Genomic DNA, 17,971 nt, shown 5'->3' with positions numbered 1-17,971 from the left:
AACATATATGGATATCAAAGCCGAAGTAAAAAGCGTTGAACGCCTCAAAGACTATTTCTTTGTTGTGCCCGACTATCAGCGGGAATATGTGTGGAAGGTGGATGATCAGGTCGAACAGTTTCTGATAGACATAGATAACGAATATGTACCTGGTGCCAGAGATCAGGCCAGTTACTTTATTGGCTCTATCATCATTGTGCAAAATGGTGAAAAGCACGATGTTATCGATGGTCAGCAACGTTTAACCACTTTAGTCATTAGCCTCTGTGCATTGCGCGACTTACTACAAAGCTGTGATGGAGAACAACAACTTCAAGCCAATGACCGCAAGCTGCTGGCTAAGGTGGAGGAATGGCTATCGGACTTTGATATCAAAAGTGACCAAATGATGCCGCGTTTGGAGTTGCAGTATGATGAGAGCAGTGACTTCTTAAGCCAATTGATTGAAAGCAAGAGTTTTCAAGGGCAAGCGACCGGTTCAATTACTAAGATGCGACAGGCGTATCAGCGGATCCGGAATCATTTTGCAGGCTACCAGCATCAGAGCATCTCCGAATTGATGGCTTATGCCCGGTACTTTTTAACGGGTATCGATTTGGTGGTGATTGAGTCAGAAAACCTCAGCAGTGCCCTGAAGATCTTCGAAACCATTAACCAGCGTGGTGCCGGCCTCAATGCCATGGATTTGGTTAAAAACCTTATGTTTAGTCAGGCAAAAGAGTCTCAATTTGGCCAGATAAAGACTACCTGGAAGCAGATCACCGACAATCTTCAGCAGTGTGGTGAGGGTGACAAACCGCTGCGCTTCCTGCGTTACTTTATGCAGGCCCGCTATCACAACGGTATTTTGCGTGAAGATGAGCTGTATAAGTGGATCATCTCCAAAGAGGGGAAGGATGCGCTGCAATTTGAAGCAGAGCCAGTCGCTTTGGTGAAAGAACTGGAACGCATGTCACTGCGCTATGCCGAGCTGGTTAATGCCACCAATAATGCCAATAACCACCGAGAAGTGAGCCGCTATCCCAGTGTCGTCAACATTGGTTACATCAATAAGTATCGTTCGCGTCAGCATTTGGTGTTGCTTATGGCCCTAGATGTGAACTGTCCGGATGAAGTGCTTGAATACCTGGCCTGCCAATTGGAGAGTTTCTTCTTTTTTGCCAACACTCTTTCACTGCAAACCAAGACCTATGAACAGAGGTTTACTCAATGGGCTGCGAAGCTTCGGGGTGCCCGTGATACTGAAACGGTAGCTATTGCTCTGGAAAGCACACTGGTCGCATTTATTCGCCATCGGTTGCATGAATTTAAACAAGCCTTTGAGCGCATCAATCATACCCATTATAACCCTCAGTATAGGGAGCGATTCATTCTGGGTAAGCTTGAGAACGAGATCCGTCGGCAATGTGGGCTGGTGGCTAAGAGTCAGAGCATGATCCAGCAAATGCAAATAGAGCATATTTTGCCATCGACAGTACGCAATCTCGAACTATCAGAGTATTTCAATGATGGGATTAGCCATATCCTCTGCAAGCCAAAACTGGGCAATGTCACCTTGCTGGAAAGTACAATCAATCAAGCCATTAGTAAATGTAATGACTTAGCTACCGACTGGTTTACCCAAAAACAAAAGGCATACACACGCTCAGATTGCGTGATGACCAACTTGTTAGCTCATGACTATGAGATAGGTAATGACACAGCATTGAATCGCTACAAGCGTAAGTCAGGGTATAAATTTGAGCAGTGGACGCCACAAAGCATAGATGCGCGTCAGCGGCTGTTAATGGATTTGGCGATGGATGCATGGCGATTTAATGGTCAGCGTATCGATAAACAGCCTGATGAGACCGAGCAAGAGGCGGTTGCCGTACAAGTCTGAACTGATGATACGGCAGACCAACGCTTAGTTGAGTTCGAAATAGGTAAGTGTTGGTGTAGTATCAGGTTTACAAGAATATGCGATGACACCTAGAGTATGGAGAACCTCGCAGCGGACAATAAATATGGATGAAGAGACCAATATGATTATCCAAAAACTATCGGTGAACGGTTTTAAATCGATGATGTCGGAACAGCCAATAGAGCTTGGTCGAGTGAACTGCTTTATTGGTGCAAACGGGGTGGGCAAGAGCAATATCCTAGAAGCCTTAGGTGTTATCGGTGCTGCGGCGAAAGGCGTTGTTGATGATGAAAGCCTGTTGCGAAGAGGTGTTAGAGCTGGGGTCCCGAAGCTATACAAAAGTTCTTTTGCATCTGAGCGGACTCCGGCTCATATCGGCATTAGCGTTACTTCCAGTTCAGCGGCTGAATATCGAGTCTCTTTACTCAACCCACTAGAATCACCAGACCCGGCTTGGTCATTCAAAACCGAATACTTGTTCGATGGTAGTGAGGAAATCATTGCTGATGGCGTTCGAGCAAAAAAAAATCTGAACCCAACTGCGGGACTCGCTGCTTTACGTCAGGTAGAGCTTAGTAAGGAGAATCACGGTTACCAATTAATGCAGTCTCTTAAGGACTATGCGATTTATTGCCCTAACACTCCTACACTGCGAGGTATTGCCCAAGATCTTCAATCACGGACACCGGTAGGATTGAGTGGGGGTCTGCTTGCCGAAGCATTTGAAATGTTGCGCAAATATCTGATCCAATTGGGAGATGTTGGTGAAGATGTTTTGGACGAAGTTTACTCTCTTATTGATTGGGTTGCAGATATCAATATCACTTCACAGGCTGGTTCTCTGCTCTCAGACAAAGTTCCTCGAGCAAAGCACTTAATTAAGTTCACCGATAGGTACATGAAGACCAGCCGGAATGAGTTGACGGCTTATGATGCCAGTGAAGGGGCGCTTTACGTGCTTTTTGCTGCGGTATTGTGTTTATTGCCACAGTCACCGAAAGTGTTTGCGATAGATAACTTAGATCAGGCATTGAATCCGCGCCTACTCGCCAAGCTGACCGGAAAGTTGAGCAATTGGTTAAAAGTCGGTGGGAACGAAAAACAGATACTGTTCACCGCTCATAACCCTGCCGTGCTTGATGGCTTGGACTTGTCTAGCAATGACATTAGGTTGTTTGCCGTAGAGCGAAACTCAAACGGTTTGACTCAAATTAGGCGCATAACTTTGACACCCGAATTACAGCTTTTGAACAAGGACTATCCATTATCAAGACTGTGGTTAATGGGGCATTTAGGAGCCGTGCCAAATGTCTGATCTCAGAATTGCACTAATTGCCGAGGGGGAAACAGACTACGTTATCATTGAAGCCGCACTGAAAGCCATTCTGCCTCGTCCGTTTATCATGACGCAACTTCAACCGGAAGCAACTCAACCTGAAATGGGTAGTGGATGGGGTGGTGTTTTAAAATGGTGTTATACCGCATCAGAGCGATTTCCAGGGCCAGTTACAAATGATCCAACTCTGAGTGGTTACGATATGGTGATCATCCATCTTGATGTGGATGTTACGGGCTTTAGCTACGCCGACTGCGGCGCAAATGTGGCGCAGATGGCAGTAGATAAGCAATGGCAACATTTACCCGTAAATTGCGCATGTCCGCCAGCTGAAAACTGTGCTGATGCACTAATACCCGTTATTGAAAGTTGGTTAGGTACCGCCTCTTTAGGGCAGTCGGTACTTTGCCTCCCAGCTCAATCTTCTGGAACTTGGCTGGCCGCAGCTTACTTACCCGCCGGACATGCTCTGCTGGCCAATGAGCCTGAATGCAATGGCATTGAAGCGCAACTGGAAAGACTCCCAAAGCAACTTAAAGTGAAAAAGAGCCAGCGGGAGTATCGTTCGAAAGCCCCAACAATTACGACCAAGTGGAACAGTGTGAAACAAATTTGTAGTCAGGCGCTAAAATTCGAGCAGAGAGTGCTGGCACTTATTTCGTAACGGATATGCACTAATGCAATATGCATTTTGCTCCGTTATGTTCCAAAGCACCAAAAACTAAACACACTAATGTTATTTTATTAAGCCCACTAGATGTGAAGCGTGTAATCAGAACAGGGATTGTAGATGACTGACGTTGGCCAAAAAGAAAAACTCACCCAGCAACGGGTTATTAAGCTTTTCACCCAAGAGCTTGGCTACCGCTATCTAGGCGATTGGACTGACCGTGCCAATAACCGCAATATTGAAGAAGAACTCCTTTCTAAGTGGTTAAGCGAGCGTGGTGTGTCCGCGGCATTAATTGCCCGCGCACTGCGTCAACTCGATAAAGCCGCCAGCCTAGGCGAAGGTAAGCACCTCTATTACGCCAACAAAGACGTCTACCAACTGCTGCGCTACGGCGTAAAAGACAAAGAAAGCGCCGGTGAGCAAAACCAAACGATTTGGCTAATTGATTGGGAAAAACCGGACGCAAACGACTTTGCCATTGCTGAAGAAGTGACTGTGAAAGGTGAAAACAAAAAGCGCCCAGATTTGGTGCTGTATGTGAACGGTATCGCTTTGGGTGTGATTGAACTCAAACGCTCCAGTGTATCGGTGTTCGAAGGCATTGCGCAGAACCTCGATAATCAGAAAAAAGACTTTATCCGCAACTTTTTTACCACCATGCAGCTGGTGATGGCAGGAAACGATACCCAAGGCCTGCGCTACGGCACCATCGAAACCTCTGCCAAACATTATCTGGAGTGGAAAGAGGATTGTGTTAATCCCTATGAATACATTCTGGATTTTCATATCAGCCGCATCTGCCAAAAGCAGCGCTTTTTAGAACTGATTCACGACTTTATGGTGTTCGACGCCGGCCGTAAAAAGACCTGCCGACACAACCAGTACTTCGGTATTAATGCCGCCAAGAAATTTATCGCCCGCCGTGAAGGCGGTATTATTTGGCATACTCAAGGCTCGGGAAAGAGCTTAACCATGGTTTGGCTCGCCAAGTGGATCCGCGAAAATGTGCGTGACTCGCGTGTGTTGGTGGTAACCGACCGTACCGAATTGGATGAGCAAATAGAAAAGGTATTCTCCGGCGTTGATGAGCAAATTTACCGCAGCAAAAGCGGTGCTGATTTAGTCGATAAGCTGAATAAGCCAAACCCTTGGTTGGTCTGCTCGCTGGTGCATAAATTTGGTCGTCATGGCGAAGATGATGACGAATCAACCGCAAACGCCGATGACTTTATCAGCGAAATAAAGAAAAGCTTGCCGGCAGATTTCTCGCCCAAAGGTGATGTGTTTGTGTTTGTTGATGAATGTCACCGCACTCAGTCGGGCTTATTGCATGCTGCTATGAAAAGTATTCTGCCCAATGCGCTCTTTATCGGTTTTACCGGTACGCCGCTGATGAAAGAAGACAAGAAAAAATCAGTCGAGGTGTTTGGTACCTATATTCACACCTACAAGTTTAACGAAGCTGTGTCGGATGGTGTAGTGCTTGATTTGCGCTATGAAGCGCGTGATATCGACCAGCGGGTGAAATCACAAAAGAAAGTGGATGAATGGTTTGAGGCTAAAACCAAAGATTTATCCCGCTTAGGCAAGCTGCAAATTAAGCAAAAATGGGGCTCGATGCAAAAGCTGCTCTCCAGTCGGGCAAGGCTGGAGCAGATTGTTGGCGATATTCTGATGGATTTTGACACCAAGCCACGCCTTAAAGAGGGCCGCGGCAATGCCATGTTAGTCTGCGCCAGTGTCTATCAGGCGTGCAAAGTGTATGAGATGTTCGCTGACGCTGGGTTTCTCGGTAAATGCGCGATTGTGACCAGCTATCAGCCCAATGCTGCTGAAATTAAAGGCGAAGAAACCGGCGCCGGCGCAACCGAGAAGCTTCAAAAGTACAAGATTTACCGCAAAATGCTGGCCGAGTTTTTTGAGCAACCGGAAGACGAAGCCGCAAAACGGGTGGAAGAATTCGAGCAAACCGTTAAAAAACGCTTTATCGAAGAGCCAGGCCAAATGCGCTTACTGATTGTGGTCGATAAGCTGCTGACGGGCTTTGATGCGCCTTCCGCGACGTACTTGTACATCGATAAAAAGATGGCGGACCATAACCTGTTCCAAGCCATTTGTCGGGTCAATCGCCTGGATGGGGATGACAAAGATTATGGCTATATCATCGATTACAAAGACTTGTTCAAATGCCTGGAGAAAACCGTCAACGACTACACCAGCGAAGCCTTTGAAGGTTATGACAAAGAAGATGTCGCAGGCCTGTTGAAAGACCGGCTGAAGATGGCCAAAGATGATTTGGACAATGCGCTTGAGGCAGTGAAAACCTTGTGCGAGCCAGTCAAAGCCCCCAAGCATCAAATCGATTACCAGCATTATTTCTGCTGTCAGCCTGGGGCACTTGAAGATGAGCTCAGTGAAAAAGAGGCGCTACGTCTCACGCTTTACCAAAGCGTGTCAAAACTAATCCGCTGTTTCACCAATATTGCCAGTGAGATGCAGCAAGCCGGCTATAGCAAAGGCGAAGCCGAGGTGATCCGCCAAGAGGTTGAGCATTACAGCAAAGTGCGCGATGAAATCAAAATCGCCAGCGGTGATGTCGTCGACATGAAGCAGTTTGAGCCAGCGATGCGACAAATGCTTGATTTGTATATTGACGCCGACCCAAGCGAAACCCTGATGGATTTTGAAGAGTTGGGATTGATTGAGCTCATTGTGCAAAAAGGCGCTGAGGCTTTAGATGGCTTGCCAAAGGATATGAAAAAGAATCCTGAAGCGATGGCAGAGGCAATCGAGAACAACGTCCGTAAAACCATTGTGGATGAGAACCCAGTAAACCCGAAGTATTACGAACAGATGTCGGTGTTGCTGGATGAGCTGATTAAGCAACGCCGGCAGCAGGCGATTTCATACCAAGAGTATTTAGAAAAAGTGCGTGAACTGGCGAAGAAGGTCAAATATCCGGCCAGTAACACCAGCAAAGCCTACCCAGATAGCATGGATACTATGGCCAAACGGGCGCTGTACGATAACTTTGGAAGTGACGAAGTGCTGGTGACTAAAATCGACACCGCCGTGCGCTATACCAAAAAGGCTGAGTGGTTAGGCGACCGGTTCAAAGAAAAAGAGATCGCACGCGCCATTCGCCAGGAAACCGCCGAATATAACGTGGATGTTCAGGCCGTTATGGAGTTGGTTAAAGCGCAGAAAGAGTACCATTGATGGCCGAAGTGACCATTGGCAATTTGACCCTCGATTTGCAGCGCAAACCGATTAAAAACCTGCATATTTCGGTGCTACCACCTGACGGCAAAGTCCGTGTGTCTGCACCGCTGCAACTGAGTGACACAGCTATTCGCATGGCTGTGGTGAAACGCTTAGCCTGGATACGCCAGCAGCAAGCTGATTTCGCCGCGCAGCCACGCCAATCCGAACGCGAAATGTGTTCCGGCGAAACTCATTACCTCTGGGGCCGAGGCTATCGACTGGATGTGGTAATTGGCATGGAATCGAGTGTCAAACTCAAAGGCGGCAAAATAGTTCTAGCTGCTCGGCAAGATATCACGCCCGAAAAACGCCAAGCTATACTGCAAGACTGGTACCGCACAATCCTAAAAAAGCGCATCGAACCTCTGATGCAGCAATGGCAACAACGGATCGGTGTAGAGCCAACATTTGTCGGCATTAAGCGTATGAAAACCAAGTGGGGCAGTTGTAACCCCAGCACTGGCCGAATTTGGCTTAATCTGGAGCTCGTCAAAAAGCCTCCAGAATGCCTTGAGTTCATCATTGTGCATGAACTCATTCACTTACTTGAACGCCACCACAATGAGCGTTTTAACGCCTTGATGCGGCAACATCTGCCTAAATGGGCTGAGCATCGCCGAACGCTGAACCGATTACCCTTGGCATTTGATAAGTGGGGGTATTAAACCACCCGTAGTATTTATAAAGTATTTAATGATGTCATTAGATAGGCCTGATTTTATGGGCAAGTTTAGTATTGCACGTCGTAATTTCAGACTGAGATCTCCTCATATAAGCTGTAATGCATTTGGAGCTGGTCAGATGGAAATCGGAAATTGATTTTACGGTAAATTGGTACCTCTTTCTCTAATCAGGCAGATTAAGGTAAGGATGAAAAAGAAAAATTAGAGATACTAAGACGATCATTTAGGCTTTTCACATTCAAGAACAACTATATCGGTGAGCAAGAGAAAAGGGATCGCATGATTGTCAACTCCGACAACGGGAGCTTGATGTTCCCGTTCACTTTTATTTTTTGTGCTATATCGCTATGCCGATTTCATAGGAGACAACTGCACTACTTTAAGTATTGCAAGTGCTTGCAACTTCTCACCTCATGCTTCTAATAGTACTGACGCATGATGTCAAACTGGGCTGCAAAAAGAGTGAGAGGTATGCAATGTTGATGTTACTACAGGATTATTTGCTTGGGGCTGCGCTGGTGGCGTGCGGCTTGCTGTGGGTGATGGTCAGGCACTTGGATAAGCATGATTGGCAGTGGGATAAAGGCGACATCTGGTTTCATTTTGTGTTTATGGTGTTGTTCTGGCCTTTAATGCTGTTTGGTTGGGTAAAACAGGGCAGACCTCATTGGGCTGATTGGCTGAAACCTACGGCTAATCGTGCCGATTATTACCGAGAAATGGAACGTGCCTATCGAGAACTGAAAACCTGTGGCGCTTATGTTCGCTATAAACCTAAACCAGAGGGGATTTGTGACAACAGCTATGGTGAGTTTATTTTTCCTAGTGCTTTGCTTGAGAAGCAGTTAATTGAGCGGTTACATCAATCACCTCATCTACAAGGCAATGATGAGGGGAAACTGTTGGCTTGGGTGCAAAGCCGTGATGAGTCTCTGCAAGAGCCTGTCGATGTGCCGCCAATGTGGTCGAGGTTTTCTTACTTGGCGGATGATTTAATTGCACACAATATCGGCCTTGTACGCTGTTCTGTCTGCCATGACGAAATTGAAACGGGTCAACTTCAAGAGAAATCGGTCAACCTTTGTGGGCGTGTAGAGCGGAAGTATCTCTGCCCCAATGGTCATGCTCTGCTTGCTTTTGAATTGATGAGGTTTACTTATTCAAGCCGCTAATTTGGGCTCAAAATCCCCTAAAAATGCGCAAATACACTCTCACGATGTGTACTTTTTTAATTTTGAAACGGTGACGAAAAAAGTGATCAGTAGTGATAGTTTTTGTTTATATGATTGTTTGTAATATGATTTTTAGAAGTGATCAGTAAGATTTGCGCAGTTTAAAAGTGATCAGTTCAGATGATCAGTAAAAGTGATCACTGGAACTGATCACTTTTGCGTTTTTCAGCGTTTTTGCTTGAGTTGTCGTTTTCAAAAGCTGGCTGCGACCGTAGCTATTTCGCGAAGGGCTGCGGCTTTTGGTGTCGTTTTTGGCGAAGTAGCTTAGTCGAGTTAGCAGGGATGGCCATTCCTTATCGAAGCCATAGCGATTAACTTTGTAGATTCTATTTTTGACCTGATAACTAAAATTGCGCTCGTCTTGCTGCTTCCAAAGTGTGTTGGCGAGTGTATCTATGGTGCCGCTGTGCTGGCAGCAATGACCACTGATAAATACGGCCAGATGATAGTGTTGTTTATCCCTGCCACTATGTTCACGAATCCAGAAGTAACCGATATTGGGCGTGTTGTAATGTTTCTGCAAAGCTTGCATCAGCTTGATGAGGAATGTGCTTAATTGCTGGTTGTTGTCACTGGGCTGATTCTGGTGAAGTTGTAGGATGACCCCGCAAAACTTGGAATAGTGATTTCTCCAACTTTTTGCCAAATCAAAACTGGATTGGAGGATGTTTTGATCAACACCTGTTGCGCGGTGGAAAATTTGATACACCTGATCACCGTGACGGTAAAGCGCTAGTTTGGATTTAGTCGGGTGAAGAAGGATGCGAGCTCTCATAACAATATCTTTATACCTGCGAACTTTGTCGCCAGTATTCCACGCAGTGCCGCGTTTTTACTGGGTTGTTCTCATTTGTGCTTATCTAGAAACTTCGTGTTTTTATAGACAATTCCGGCCTAAAGCGGACATCAGTAGATAAAAAAGGGCGATTAATGCCCTTTTTGACTTTTTTGCCACTCTAGGATTGTAGTTAGAAGCCATCCACCATTATTGCCACCTACGGTACGCATAGGCTCAGGTAAGCGCTTATCCTTGACCATGCGATGGATTGTGCGCTCATTGACATGCAGCAGATTGGCGAGCTCTTTTTTGCTGATGATATGCAGTGGCATTGCCGCCTTATTACACTGACGAGAGAGATCGAAGGTCATTATGCTTCTTCCGAATATTGGCCTGCTTGTTTGTCTAGCCATTGTGTAAGGTCAGAAAGTCGCCAAACGACGGAACGGCTACCTAACTTGATACGAGGAGGGAAGCGACCTTCTTTTTCAAGCTTCCAAGCTTGGCTGCGGGAAATAGCGGTGATACTACGGCGCTCTGCTTCTCGGACAAATCGGTCACAAGAGAGTTGGTTTGGTTGGGTGAGTTTTTCTATGGCAGTCATACTGTGCTCCGTGGTTGAGATTCGTGTATAGGCTGCCATAGAGGTTTTAATTATTCATGTCGATCGCTATGCTGAAACGGGTTCAGGGCAAAAATCGATAAGTTTTGAGGTAATAAACTGATCAACTAGGATTTCTGCGCCCTTGCCACTTTTTGATTCACAATAACTCCCTCCATCAAGTACCGCTCTCAAACCTTCCGCTAATTTTCTCTCGGAACGTTGGAGTAATGGTTTTAGGGCAGGGGGAGTGGGGCGCATTTTAGATACATGCTCAACTAAACGCTCTACAAATAAACCGATAGCGACAATGACACTGCTCTGGTGACTAAAAAACGCTTTTGCTATCGGAATGATGACGTCGAGAGCCCGGTTTGTATGTGGCTTCTTTGAAGTGATACCTGCCCATTTTTGCTTGATCAAAATCGTTAGCTCTTTCTTGGTCGCTTCATCTAATGGTTGGTTGGCCATGCGCAATTGGCGAAACCTTTCGGACCTATATAAGAATATGCACAGCTTGTTTGTCGAGATAGCATCATGGCTGTAGCCCAGTGCATCAGCGGTCTCAATAACAAATCGCTCTACAGGATGACAAGAACGCTTCCATTTGTTAGGTCTTAAAACAAGGTCCACAACTTTGCGGATGGGCTTTCGCTCTTCTGGTTCAAAGACAATAACCATTGCACGATCAATTTCTGATGACTGTAGTGGCATAGTGAATTTGGTCACTTAGTTAGAGGTGATATCATCACCTCATAAGTTAACAGGTGACATTATGACAAAACGTACAAGACGGCTATTTAGCGCAGAGTTTAAGTTAGAAGCAGCGCAGCTAGTCTTAGACCAAAATTACTCAGTGACGGAAGCAGCCCAAGCCATGAATGTGGGCAAGTCCACGATGGATAAATGGGTTCGCCAGCTTAGAGAAGAACGCCAAGGGAAAACACCTAAAGCTTCACCTATGACCCCTGAGCAAATAGAAATTCGGGAATTGAAAAAGAAGCTGGCTCGCCTTGAAGAGCATAATGAAATACTAAAAAAAGCCACGGCTCTCTTGATGTCGGACTCACTGAACAATTCTTGATAATCAAGAAACTCAAGCAGAGCCACAGCGTAAAAATATTATGCGAAGTCTTCAATGTTCATCGAAGTAGTTATCACTATTGGCTTAAACGCCCAGCGTTAATTAATGCGGAAACAATAAAACTGCGCAGCTTGATTAGCGAGGCTCACGCCGCAAGCAATGGCTCTGCGGGAGCGAGAACCATTGCAGATATAGTCACAAATCAGGGTGTAAAGCTGAGCCGATACCGAGCAACAAAGCTAATGAGAACTCTTGGTTTAGTAAGCTGCCAAGAACCAAAGCATCGTTACAGAAAGGCTTCACAAGAACATATTGACGTTCCAAATCACTTAAGTCGTCAATTTGCTGTTACGGCTCCAAATGAAGTCTGGGCTGGCGATGTTACGTATATTTGGACTGGTAATCGGTGGATGTATTTAGCGGTCGTTATCGATCTTTTTGCCCGCAAAGTGATCGGTTGGTCAATGTCTTTGTCGCCTGATAGTCGGTTGACAGGTAAAGCGCTGTCTATGGCCTATGAATCTCGCGGAAAGCCAAAAGGTGTCATGTTCCATAGCGATCAAGGCAGTCATTATACTAGCCGTAAATACCGTCAATTACTGTGGCGCTTTCAAATAAAACAGAGTTTATCTCGCCGAGGAAACTGTTGGGATAATGCGCCGATAGAGCGCTTCTTTAGAAGTCTGAAGACGGAATGGGTGCCAACTGTGGGTTATCGTAGCTTCGCTGAGGCTCAACAAGAGATCACCCGCTACATTATCGGATATTACTGCCAACTCAGGCCACATCAGTATAACGGTGGTCTAACTCCCAATGAATCAGAACGATTATATTGGGAAAACTCTAAAACCATGGCCAATTTTAGTTGACCACTACAGACATAGACAGTATCCGTGTTCATTTGGTTTTCAGAGTAGCTAATTGTTCCCATTAGTAATGGTTATTTCAGTGATCTGGATGCCGAAATTGAATAAATGATTTATGGATTTGTTTTTGTTAGTTGTTGTTTTATATAACTATTTATCCTAATCTACTCTAGAATCCTCTAGAATCCTCTAGAATCCTCTAGAATCCTCTAGAATCCTCTAGAATCCTCTAGAATCCTCTAGAATCCTCTAGAATCCTCTAGAATCCTCTAGAATCCTCTAGAATCCTCTAGAATCCTCTAGAATCCTCTAGAATCATTTTAGATCACTTGGTTTACCTTAAACTCATTGTGCTTTGACGGTATTTGCTTGAACAAAACGGAGGCTTGTCGGTAAAGGCTCTAAACGATGGTTCTTTAAAAGTCTGTCAGTAAGATTTAGATGGTGAGGGAGTTAGGAAAACGTCCGGGGTACATATGGGGGTACATATAACAAAAAAGCCGCTCTCCATTAATGAAAAGCGACTTTAAAATCAGCTAGTTAACTAATGTTAATTAGTTCATGCCGTATTTTTTCAGTTTCTTACGAAGAGTGCCGCGGTTGATACCCATCATAGTTGCTGCGCGAGTTTGGTTACCGCGAGTGTATTGCATGATGGTGTCCAGAAGTGGTTGTTCAACTTCAGCTAGAACTAATTCATACAGTTCAGTCACTTCTTGGCCGTTCAGTTGAGCCAAGTAGTTTTTAAGAGACGCTTTAACAGAGTCACGCAGTGGCTTTTGCGTGATTTGGTCTTGTGAAGTTACGGTAGTAACGGTTAAAGCTTCTGAAGTCAGATTTTGTTCGAACATATTCGGTCTAGCTCTTCTCTTAATTATGATGCAACGTTATCAAAATACCCTTCGAGCGCATCGAGTTGCTGGTCAGCAGTCTCAATGGCGTTGAAGGTACGGCGAAACGCACTCGCTTGTTCATGCTCTTGCAGGTACCAACTCACGTGTTTGCGCGCAATTCGTGGGCCTAAGTACTCTCCATAAAACTGATGGAGTGCGGTTACATGACCAAGCATGATGTCTTTCACTTCCGAAATTGGAAGTTCTGGCATTGTGGTGCCGTGTTCCAAAAAGTGTTGGATTTCCTGAAAAATCCATGGTCGTCCTTGGGCAGGACGGCCAATCATTAAAGCGTCTGCACCGGTGTACTCCAGTACGTAGCGTGCTTTCTCCGGGCTATCGATATCACCGTTAGCAATAACCGGAATGCTCACAGCCGCTTTGACCGCTTTAATGCTGTCGTATTCCGCCTCACCTTTGTACATGCAGGCACGAGTTCGTCCATGGAGAGCCAGTGCTTGTATGCCGCAGTCTTCGGCTAATTGAGCAATCGAGAGACAGTTTTTATTGTCTGTATCCCAACCCGTTCGGGTTTTGAGTGTGACTGGCACATTCACTGCATTCACTACCGCTTTCAAGATGTCTTCAATCACATCCGGATAGCGCAGCAGTGCAGAGCCCGCGAGCTTTTTATTTACTTTTTTGGCTGGGCAGCCCATGTTGATATCGATGATTTGCGCACCGTTTTCAACGCTGAACTGCGCGGCTTCGGCCATCAGCTGTGGATCGCTGCCCGCAATTTGTACTGAGCGAATGCCCGATTCGCCTTCATGTACCATGCGGTTTTGCGATTTGGCCGTTTTCCACAACGCAGGATTGCACGACATCATTTCACTGACCGCCATTCCTGCCCCGTAGCGTAAACACAACTCTCGAAAGGGTCTGTCGGTGACACCCGCCATTGGGGCGACGATCAGATTGTTCTTAAGTTGATAGTTTCCGATTTTCAAAACGTCTTCACAGCTTCGTACCAGCAAGGGCGCGCATTTTACGCATTTTTTTGATGCCTGAAAAGACTAATATTTGAGCATTGGCAAATTGTTTTGCCAAATAGTCGATTTATCAGTCAATTAGGCAGCAAAGTCTTATCTAGCCTAGCTTGCGGCCAGAAATGCGACACCATTCGCTCTTTTCTGCGATGGGGTCAAGCTCCAGATCGTCACGGTAAAATTCCGCCACGCTTTCGGCTTGCGTATCCAGAATGCCGGACATAGCCAGTTGGCCGCCGGGCTTCAGGAGTCCTTTGATGATCGGAGAAAGTTCACGCAGTGGGCCGGCCAGAATGTTCGCGACCACCACGTCAGCCACCAAGCCTTCGGGTTGATCTTTTGGCAGGTAAACTTCGATTTGATCTTCCACGCCGTTACGCGCAGCGTTGTCTTTGGACGCAAGTAGTGCTTGTGGATCGATATCAATCCCGATCACTTTCGCGGCACCAAGCTTGATGGCGGCAATCGCCAAAATGCCAGAACCACAACCAAAATCGATCACGGTTTTGCCAGTTAGGTCGAGGTTATCCAGCCACTCTAGGCACAATGCGGTAGTGGGGTGAGTGCCGGTACCAAAAGCCAAGCCTGGGTCGAGCATCACGTTCACTGCTTGTGGATCTGGCACTTCACGCCAGCTTGGGCAGATCCAGAGGCGGCGGCCAAATTGCATTGGGTGGAAGTTATCCATCCATTCGCGTTCCCAGTCCTTATCTTCCACTTGCTCCACTTTGTGAGCAAAACCTTCAGCCAGCATGTTGCTGGCTTTGATTTGCTGAAGGATCAGCGAGGTATCCATATCCGCTTCGTACAGTGCGACCACATCGGTATCACCCCATAGGCGGGTTTCACCCGGCAGAGGTTCAAATACAGGCGTATCTTTGGCATCGAGGAAAGTGACTGACACAGCACCAGTTTCTTCCATCAGCATATCGCCAATTGCTTCTGCATTGTCGTTGGTCGCATTGAGTTTAATTTGAATCCAAGGCATGGCTTAAGATCTCATCGGGTTTAGATTGGCGCAGAGTGTAGCAGATTTGCCACTGATGTTCAGGCCAGAAAGTGGGCGGATTTAAAACAAAAAGCCCACCGAAGTGGGCTTCATCCCCTGCCTACTTGAAGTTGCAGCGGTGTTGGCTACGTTCGTTCACCTCAATCACATAGTCTGCCTATGCTCATGGGGATTCACTCACTTGCCGCCTATCTGCAACTCCAAGTAGTTTGGGGAGTGTTGATTGGACTATGCGCGATGAGAATAAAAACGGCGGCTTACTTGATGCCGAGTTTTTTCTCCAGATAGTGGATGTTGCTACCACCTTTCTGGAAGTTTTCATCTCTCATGATAGCTTGTTGTAGTGGGATGTTGGTTTTGATCCCTTCAACAATCATCTCATTGAGCGCGTTACGCATACGAGCAATCGCCACATCACGGTTTTCACCGTAAGTGATGAGTTTGCCGATCATCGAATCGTAATGAGCAGGTACGGTGTAGCCAGAGTAAATGTGTGACTCCCAACGTACGCCCATACCGCCAGCTGCATGGAAACGCTCAATCTTGCCTGGGCAAGGTAGGAAGCGCTCTGGGTCTTCCGCGTTGATACGACACTCAATCGCATGGCCGCGGATTTTGATGTCTTCTTGTTTGAAAGACAGCGGTTGACCCGCAGCAATACGCAACTGTTCTTTGATCAGGTCAACGCCGGTGATCATTTCAGTCACTGGGTGCTCAACCTGAATACGGGTGTTCATTTCAATGAAGTAGAATTCACCGTTTTCGTACAGGAATTCAAACGTACCTGCACCGCGGTAACCGATTTCGATACACGCGCGAGTACAACGCTCACCGATGAACTTACGCAACTCTTCAGTGATACCCGGTGCTGGTGCTTCTTCCACCACTTTTTGGTGACGACGCTGCATTGAACAGTCACGCTCACCAAGGTGAATGGCATTGCCTTGACCGTCAGCGATCACTTGCACTTCAACGTGACGTGGGTTTTCAAGGAATTTCTCCATGTACACCATGTCGTTGTTGAAGGCAGCTTTGGCTTCCGCACGCGTCATCTGGATTGATTTAGTCAATTCAGCTTCGTTACGCACCACACGCATACCACGACCGCCGCCGCCGCCAGAGGCTTTGATGATGACTGGGTAGCCGATGCGTTTCGCGTGAGCTTTGTTTTTTGCTTCATCGTTATCCAGTGGGCCGTCTGAACCTGGCACACAAGGTACGCCCGCTTTTTTCATCGCATTGATGGCTGACACTTTGTCACCCATCAAGCGGATGGTTTCAGCGCGAGGGCCCACAAAAATGAAGCCACTGCGCTCCACTTGCTCAGCAAAATCTGCGTTTTCAGACAAAAAGCCGTAACCCGGGTGGATTGCCACTGCACCAGTGACTTCCGCTGCAGAGATAATGCGTGGAATGTTCAGGTAGCTGTCGATGCTTTTTGCAGGACCGATACAGATAGATTCATCAGCCAGCAGTACGTGTTTCAAGTCACGGTCAGCCGTCGAGTGGACAGCTACCGTCTTGATACCTAATTCTTTACATGCACGAAGAATACGGAGCGCAATTTCGCCCCGGTTCGCGATGACTACTTTATCTAACATAAAGGTGGCCTCGATTATTCGATAACAACAAGCGGTTGGTCGAATTCAACTGGCTGACCATCTTGAACAAGAATCGCCGTTACTACGCCTGATTTGTCCGCTTCGATCTGGTTCATCATTTTCATCGCTTCAACGATACACAGGGTATCGCCAACAGAAACACTTTGACCCACTTCGACAAACGCTTTGGCGTCTGGGCTTGGTGAACTGTAGAACGTGCCGACCATTGGAGAAAGCACTTTATGACCTGTTGGTACTTTAGCTGCTACAGGTGCTTCTGCTACTGCTGCTTGAGCAACAGGCGCTGGTGCCGCAACGGGAGCAGGAGCTGCTGCGTAGTGCACTTGAGGTGCTGGAGCTGGTTGGCCATAACGACTGATGCGTACTGACTCTTCACCTTCAGAAATTTCCAGTTCTGCGATGCCAGACTCTTCAACTAACTCGATAAGCTTCTTGATTTTGCGGATATCCATGTTTCTTTCTCTTTTATCTTGTGAATAAGACAGCCCCAATGGGCTGCAGAGTGTCTTTATTGCTTGGCCTGCAATGCTCGGATAGCGGCAGACAAAGCGAATTCGTAACCTTGAGCACCTAAACCACAAATCACCCCTTGGGCTTTATCTGACAAGTAGGAGTGATGACGGAAGGGCTCACGTGCATGAACGTTGGACAAATGCACTTCAATAAAAGGAATCGCCACCCCAAGTAAGGCATCACGCAACGCAACGCTGGTATGGGTAAAGGCCGCCGGATTGATGATGATGAAATCCACTTTGCCGAAGGCTTGGTGAATCGTTTCAATCAACTCATATTCGCGGTTAGATTGCAGATGTTCTAACTCAATGCCTGCCTGTTGCGCTTGCTCGTGCAATGTCGATACGATCTGTTCCAAAGTCTGTGAACCGTAGTGGGCAGGTTCACGCAAACCCAATAAATTGAGGTTTGGTCCATTTAGAACAAGAATGCGAGATTTTGCAGTCATTGTGTAGCCATCTTCCTTTATTGTGTGGTGAATAAGCAGTTTCCCACAAATTTACTTATTCGACATAAAGATTTTGT

Annotated in this window: 17 protein-coding genes; 7 read left to right on the top strand and 10 right to left on the bottom strand. The window is 46.5% G+C overall.

The genetic code is table 11. The features are described 5' to 3' along the window. Positions 1-7: 7 nt before the first annotated feature. From EPB59_RS11485 to EPB59_RS11460, 6 genes are all read left to right on the top strand, one after another. On the top strand, positions 8-1,882 hold the full coding sequence (locus EPB59_RS11485) for a DUF262 domain-containing protein (RefSeq protein WP_154172810.1): 1,875 nt from the start codon (positions 8-10) through the stop codon (positions 1,880-1,882). A gap of 124 nt (positions 1,883-2,006) precedes the next feature. After that, on the top strand, positions 2,007-3,218 hold the full coding sequence (locus tag EPB59_RS11480; protein ID WP_154172808.1) for an AAA family ATPase: 1,212 nt from the start codon (positions 2,007-2,009) through the stop codon (positions 3,216-3,218). Beyond that, on the top strand, positions 3,211-3,903 hold the full coding sequence (locus EPB59_RS11475; protein WP_002162586.1) for a hypothetical protein: 693 nt from the start codon (positions 3,211-3,213) through the stop codon (positions 3,901-3,903). The genes EPB59_RS11480 and EPB59_RS11475 overlap by 8 nt, the downstream gene beginning before the upstream one ends. A gap of 126 nt (positions 3,904-4,029) precedes the next feature. Continuing rightward, positions 4,030-7,131, top strand: coding sequence for a type I restriction endonuclease subunit R (locus EPB59_RS11470; RefSeq protein WP_154172806.1), 3,102 nt, complete (start codon positions 4,030-4,032; stop codon positions 7,129-7,131). Beyond that, on the top strand, positions 7,131-7,841 hold the full coding sequence (locus EPB59_RS11465; RefSeq protein ID WP_123012842.1) for a M48 family metallopeptidase: 711 nt from the start codon (positions 7,131-7,133) through the stop codon (positions 7,839-7,841). The genes EPB59_RS11470 and EPB59_RS11465 overlap by 1 nt, the downstream gene beginning before the upstream one ends. A 494-nt stretch (positions 7,842-8,335) precedes the next feature. Continuing rightward, positions 8,336-9,031: a hypothetical protein gene (locus EPB59_RS11460; RefSeq protein ID WP_154172804.1), complete on the top strand. Its 696-nt coding sequence runs from the start codon at positions 8,336-8,338 to the stop codon at positions 9,029-9,031. Positions 9,032-9,215: 184 nt separating this feature from the next. Here EPB59_RS11460 and EPB59_RS11455 read toward each other — a convergent pair whose 3' ends face one another. The 4 genes from EPB59_RS11455 to EPB59_RS11440 all read right to left on the bottom strand — a co-directional run bounded on the left by EPB59_RS11455 (position 9,216) and on the right by EPB59_RS11440 (position 11,151). Continuing rightward, the gene (locus EPB59_RS11455; protein WP_154172803.1) at positions 9,216-9,866 is read right to left on the bottom strand and encodes a YagK/YfjJ domain-containing protein; all 651 of its coding nucleotides are present in this window, start codon (positions 9,864-9,866) and stop codon (positions 9,216-9,218) included. 152 nt (positions 9,867-10,018) lie between these two features. Continuing rightward, positions 10,019-10,240, bottom strand: a complete 222-nt coding sequence (locus tag EPB59_RS11450) for a helix-turn-helix transcriptional regulator (protein ID WP_000141836.1) — start codon at positions 10,238-10,240, stop codon at positions 10,019-10,021. Next, positions 10,240-10,473, bottom strand: coding sequence for a helix-turn-helix transcriptional regulator (locus EPB59_RS11445; protein WP_055029635.1), 234 nt, complete (start codon positions 10,471-10,473; stop codon positions 10,240-10,242). The genes EPB59_RS11450 and EPB59_RS11445 overlap by 1 nt, the downstream gene beginning before the upstream one ends. A 66-nt stretch (positions 10,474-10,539) precedes the next feature. Further along, a complete protein-coding gene (locus EPB59_RS11440; RefSeq protein WP_241666217.1) occupies positions 10,540-11,151 on the bottom strand; it encodes a hypothetical protein in 612 nt (203 codons plus the stop codon). A 94-nt stretch (positions 11,152-11,245) separates the two neighbouring features. On the opposite strand from EPB59_RS11440, the gene EPB59_RS11435 reads away from it, so the two are divergent. After that, positions 11,246-12,423, top strand: a protein-coding gene (locus EPB59_RS11435) for an IS3-like element ISVch4 family transposase (RefSeq protein WP_154172801.1) whose coding sequence is annotated in 2 segments (ribosomal slippage) — positions 11,246-11,504 and positions 11,504-12,423 — 1,179 coding nt in all. Because the reading frame shifts where the segments join, the coding sequence is not laid out codon by codon here. A 551-nt stretch (positions 12,424-12,974) separates the two neighbouring features. Here the strand turns inward: EPB59_RS11435 and fis are convergent. The 6 genes from fis to aroQ form a co-directional block, all read right to left on the bottom strand. Beyond that, positions 12,975-13,271, bottom strand: coding sequence for a DNA-binding transcriptional regulator Fis (gene fis / locus EPB59_RS11430; protein ID WP_000462885.1), 297 nt, complete (start codon positions 13,269-13,271; stop codon positions 12,975-12,977). A gap of 23 nt (positions 13,272-13,294) precedes the next feature. Continuing rightward, positions 13,295-14,263 carry a tRNA dihydrouridine synthase DusB gene (gene dusB, locus EPB59_RS11425; RefSeq protein WP_001905559.1) on the bottom strand — a complete coding sequence of 323 codons (969 nt, stop codon included), beginning with the start codon at positions 14,261-14,263 and terminating at the stop codon, positions 13,295-13,297. A 139-nt stretch (positions 14,264-14,402) separates the two neighbouring features. Then, positions 14,403-15,290 carry a 50S ribosomal protein L11 methyltransferase gene (gene prmA, locus EPB59_RS11420; protein ID WP_001145806.1) on the bottom strand — a complete coding sequence of 296 codons (888 nt, stop codon included), beginning with the start codon at positions 15,288-15,290 and terminating at the stop codon, positions 14,403-14,405. 278 nt (positions 15,291-15,568) lie between these two features. Next, on the bottom strand, positions 15,569-16,912 hold the full coding sequence (gene accC, locus EPB59_RS11415) for an acetyl-CoA carboxylase biotin carboxylase subunit (protein ID WP_055052074.1): 1,344 nt from the start codon (positions 16,910-16,912) through the stop codon (positions 15,569-15,571). 14 nt (positions 16,913-16,926) lie between these two features. Further along, positions 16,927-17,385: an acetyl-CoA carboxylase biotin carboxyl carrier protein gene (gene accB / locus EPB59_RS11410; protein WP_000354614.1), complete on the bottom strand. Its 459-nt coding sequence runs from the start codon at positions 17,383-17,385 to the stop codon at positions 16,927-16,929. Positions 17,386-17,441: 56 nt separating this feature from the next. Continuing rightward, on the bottom strand, positions 17,442-17,894 hold the full coding sequence (gene aroQ / locus EPB59_RS11405) for a type II 3-dehydroquinate dehydratase (RefSeq protein ID WP_154172799.1): 453 nt from the start codon (positions 17,892-17,894) through the stop codon (positions 17,442-17,444). Positions 17,895-17,971 lie beyond the last annotated feature (77 nt).

It is taken from the genome of Vibrio metoecus (assembly GCF_009665255.1).
Taxonomy (GTDB): domain Bacteria; phylum Pseudomonadota; class Gammaproteobacteria; order Enterobacterales; family Vibrionaceae; genus Vibrio; species Vibrio metoecus_B.
The sequence above is the reverse complement of the archived record's forward strand: the minus strand, read 5'-3'. Positions and strand labels throughout refer to the sequence as shown.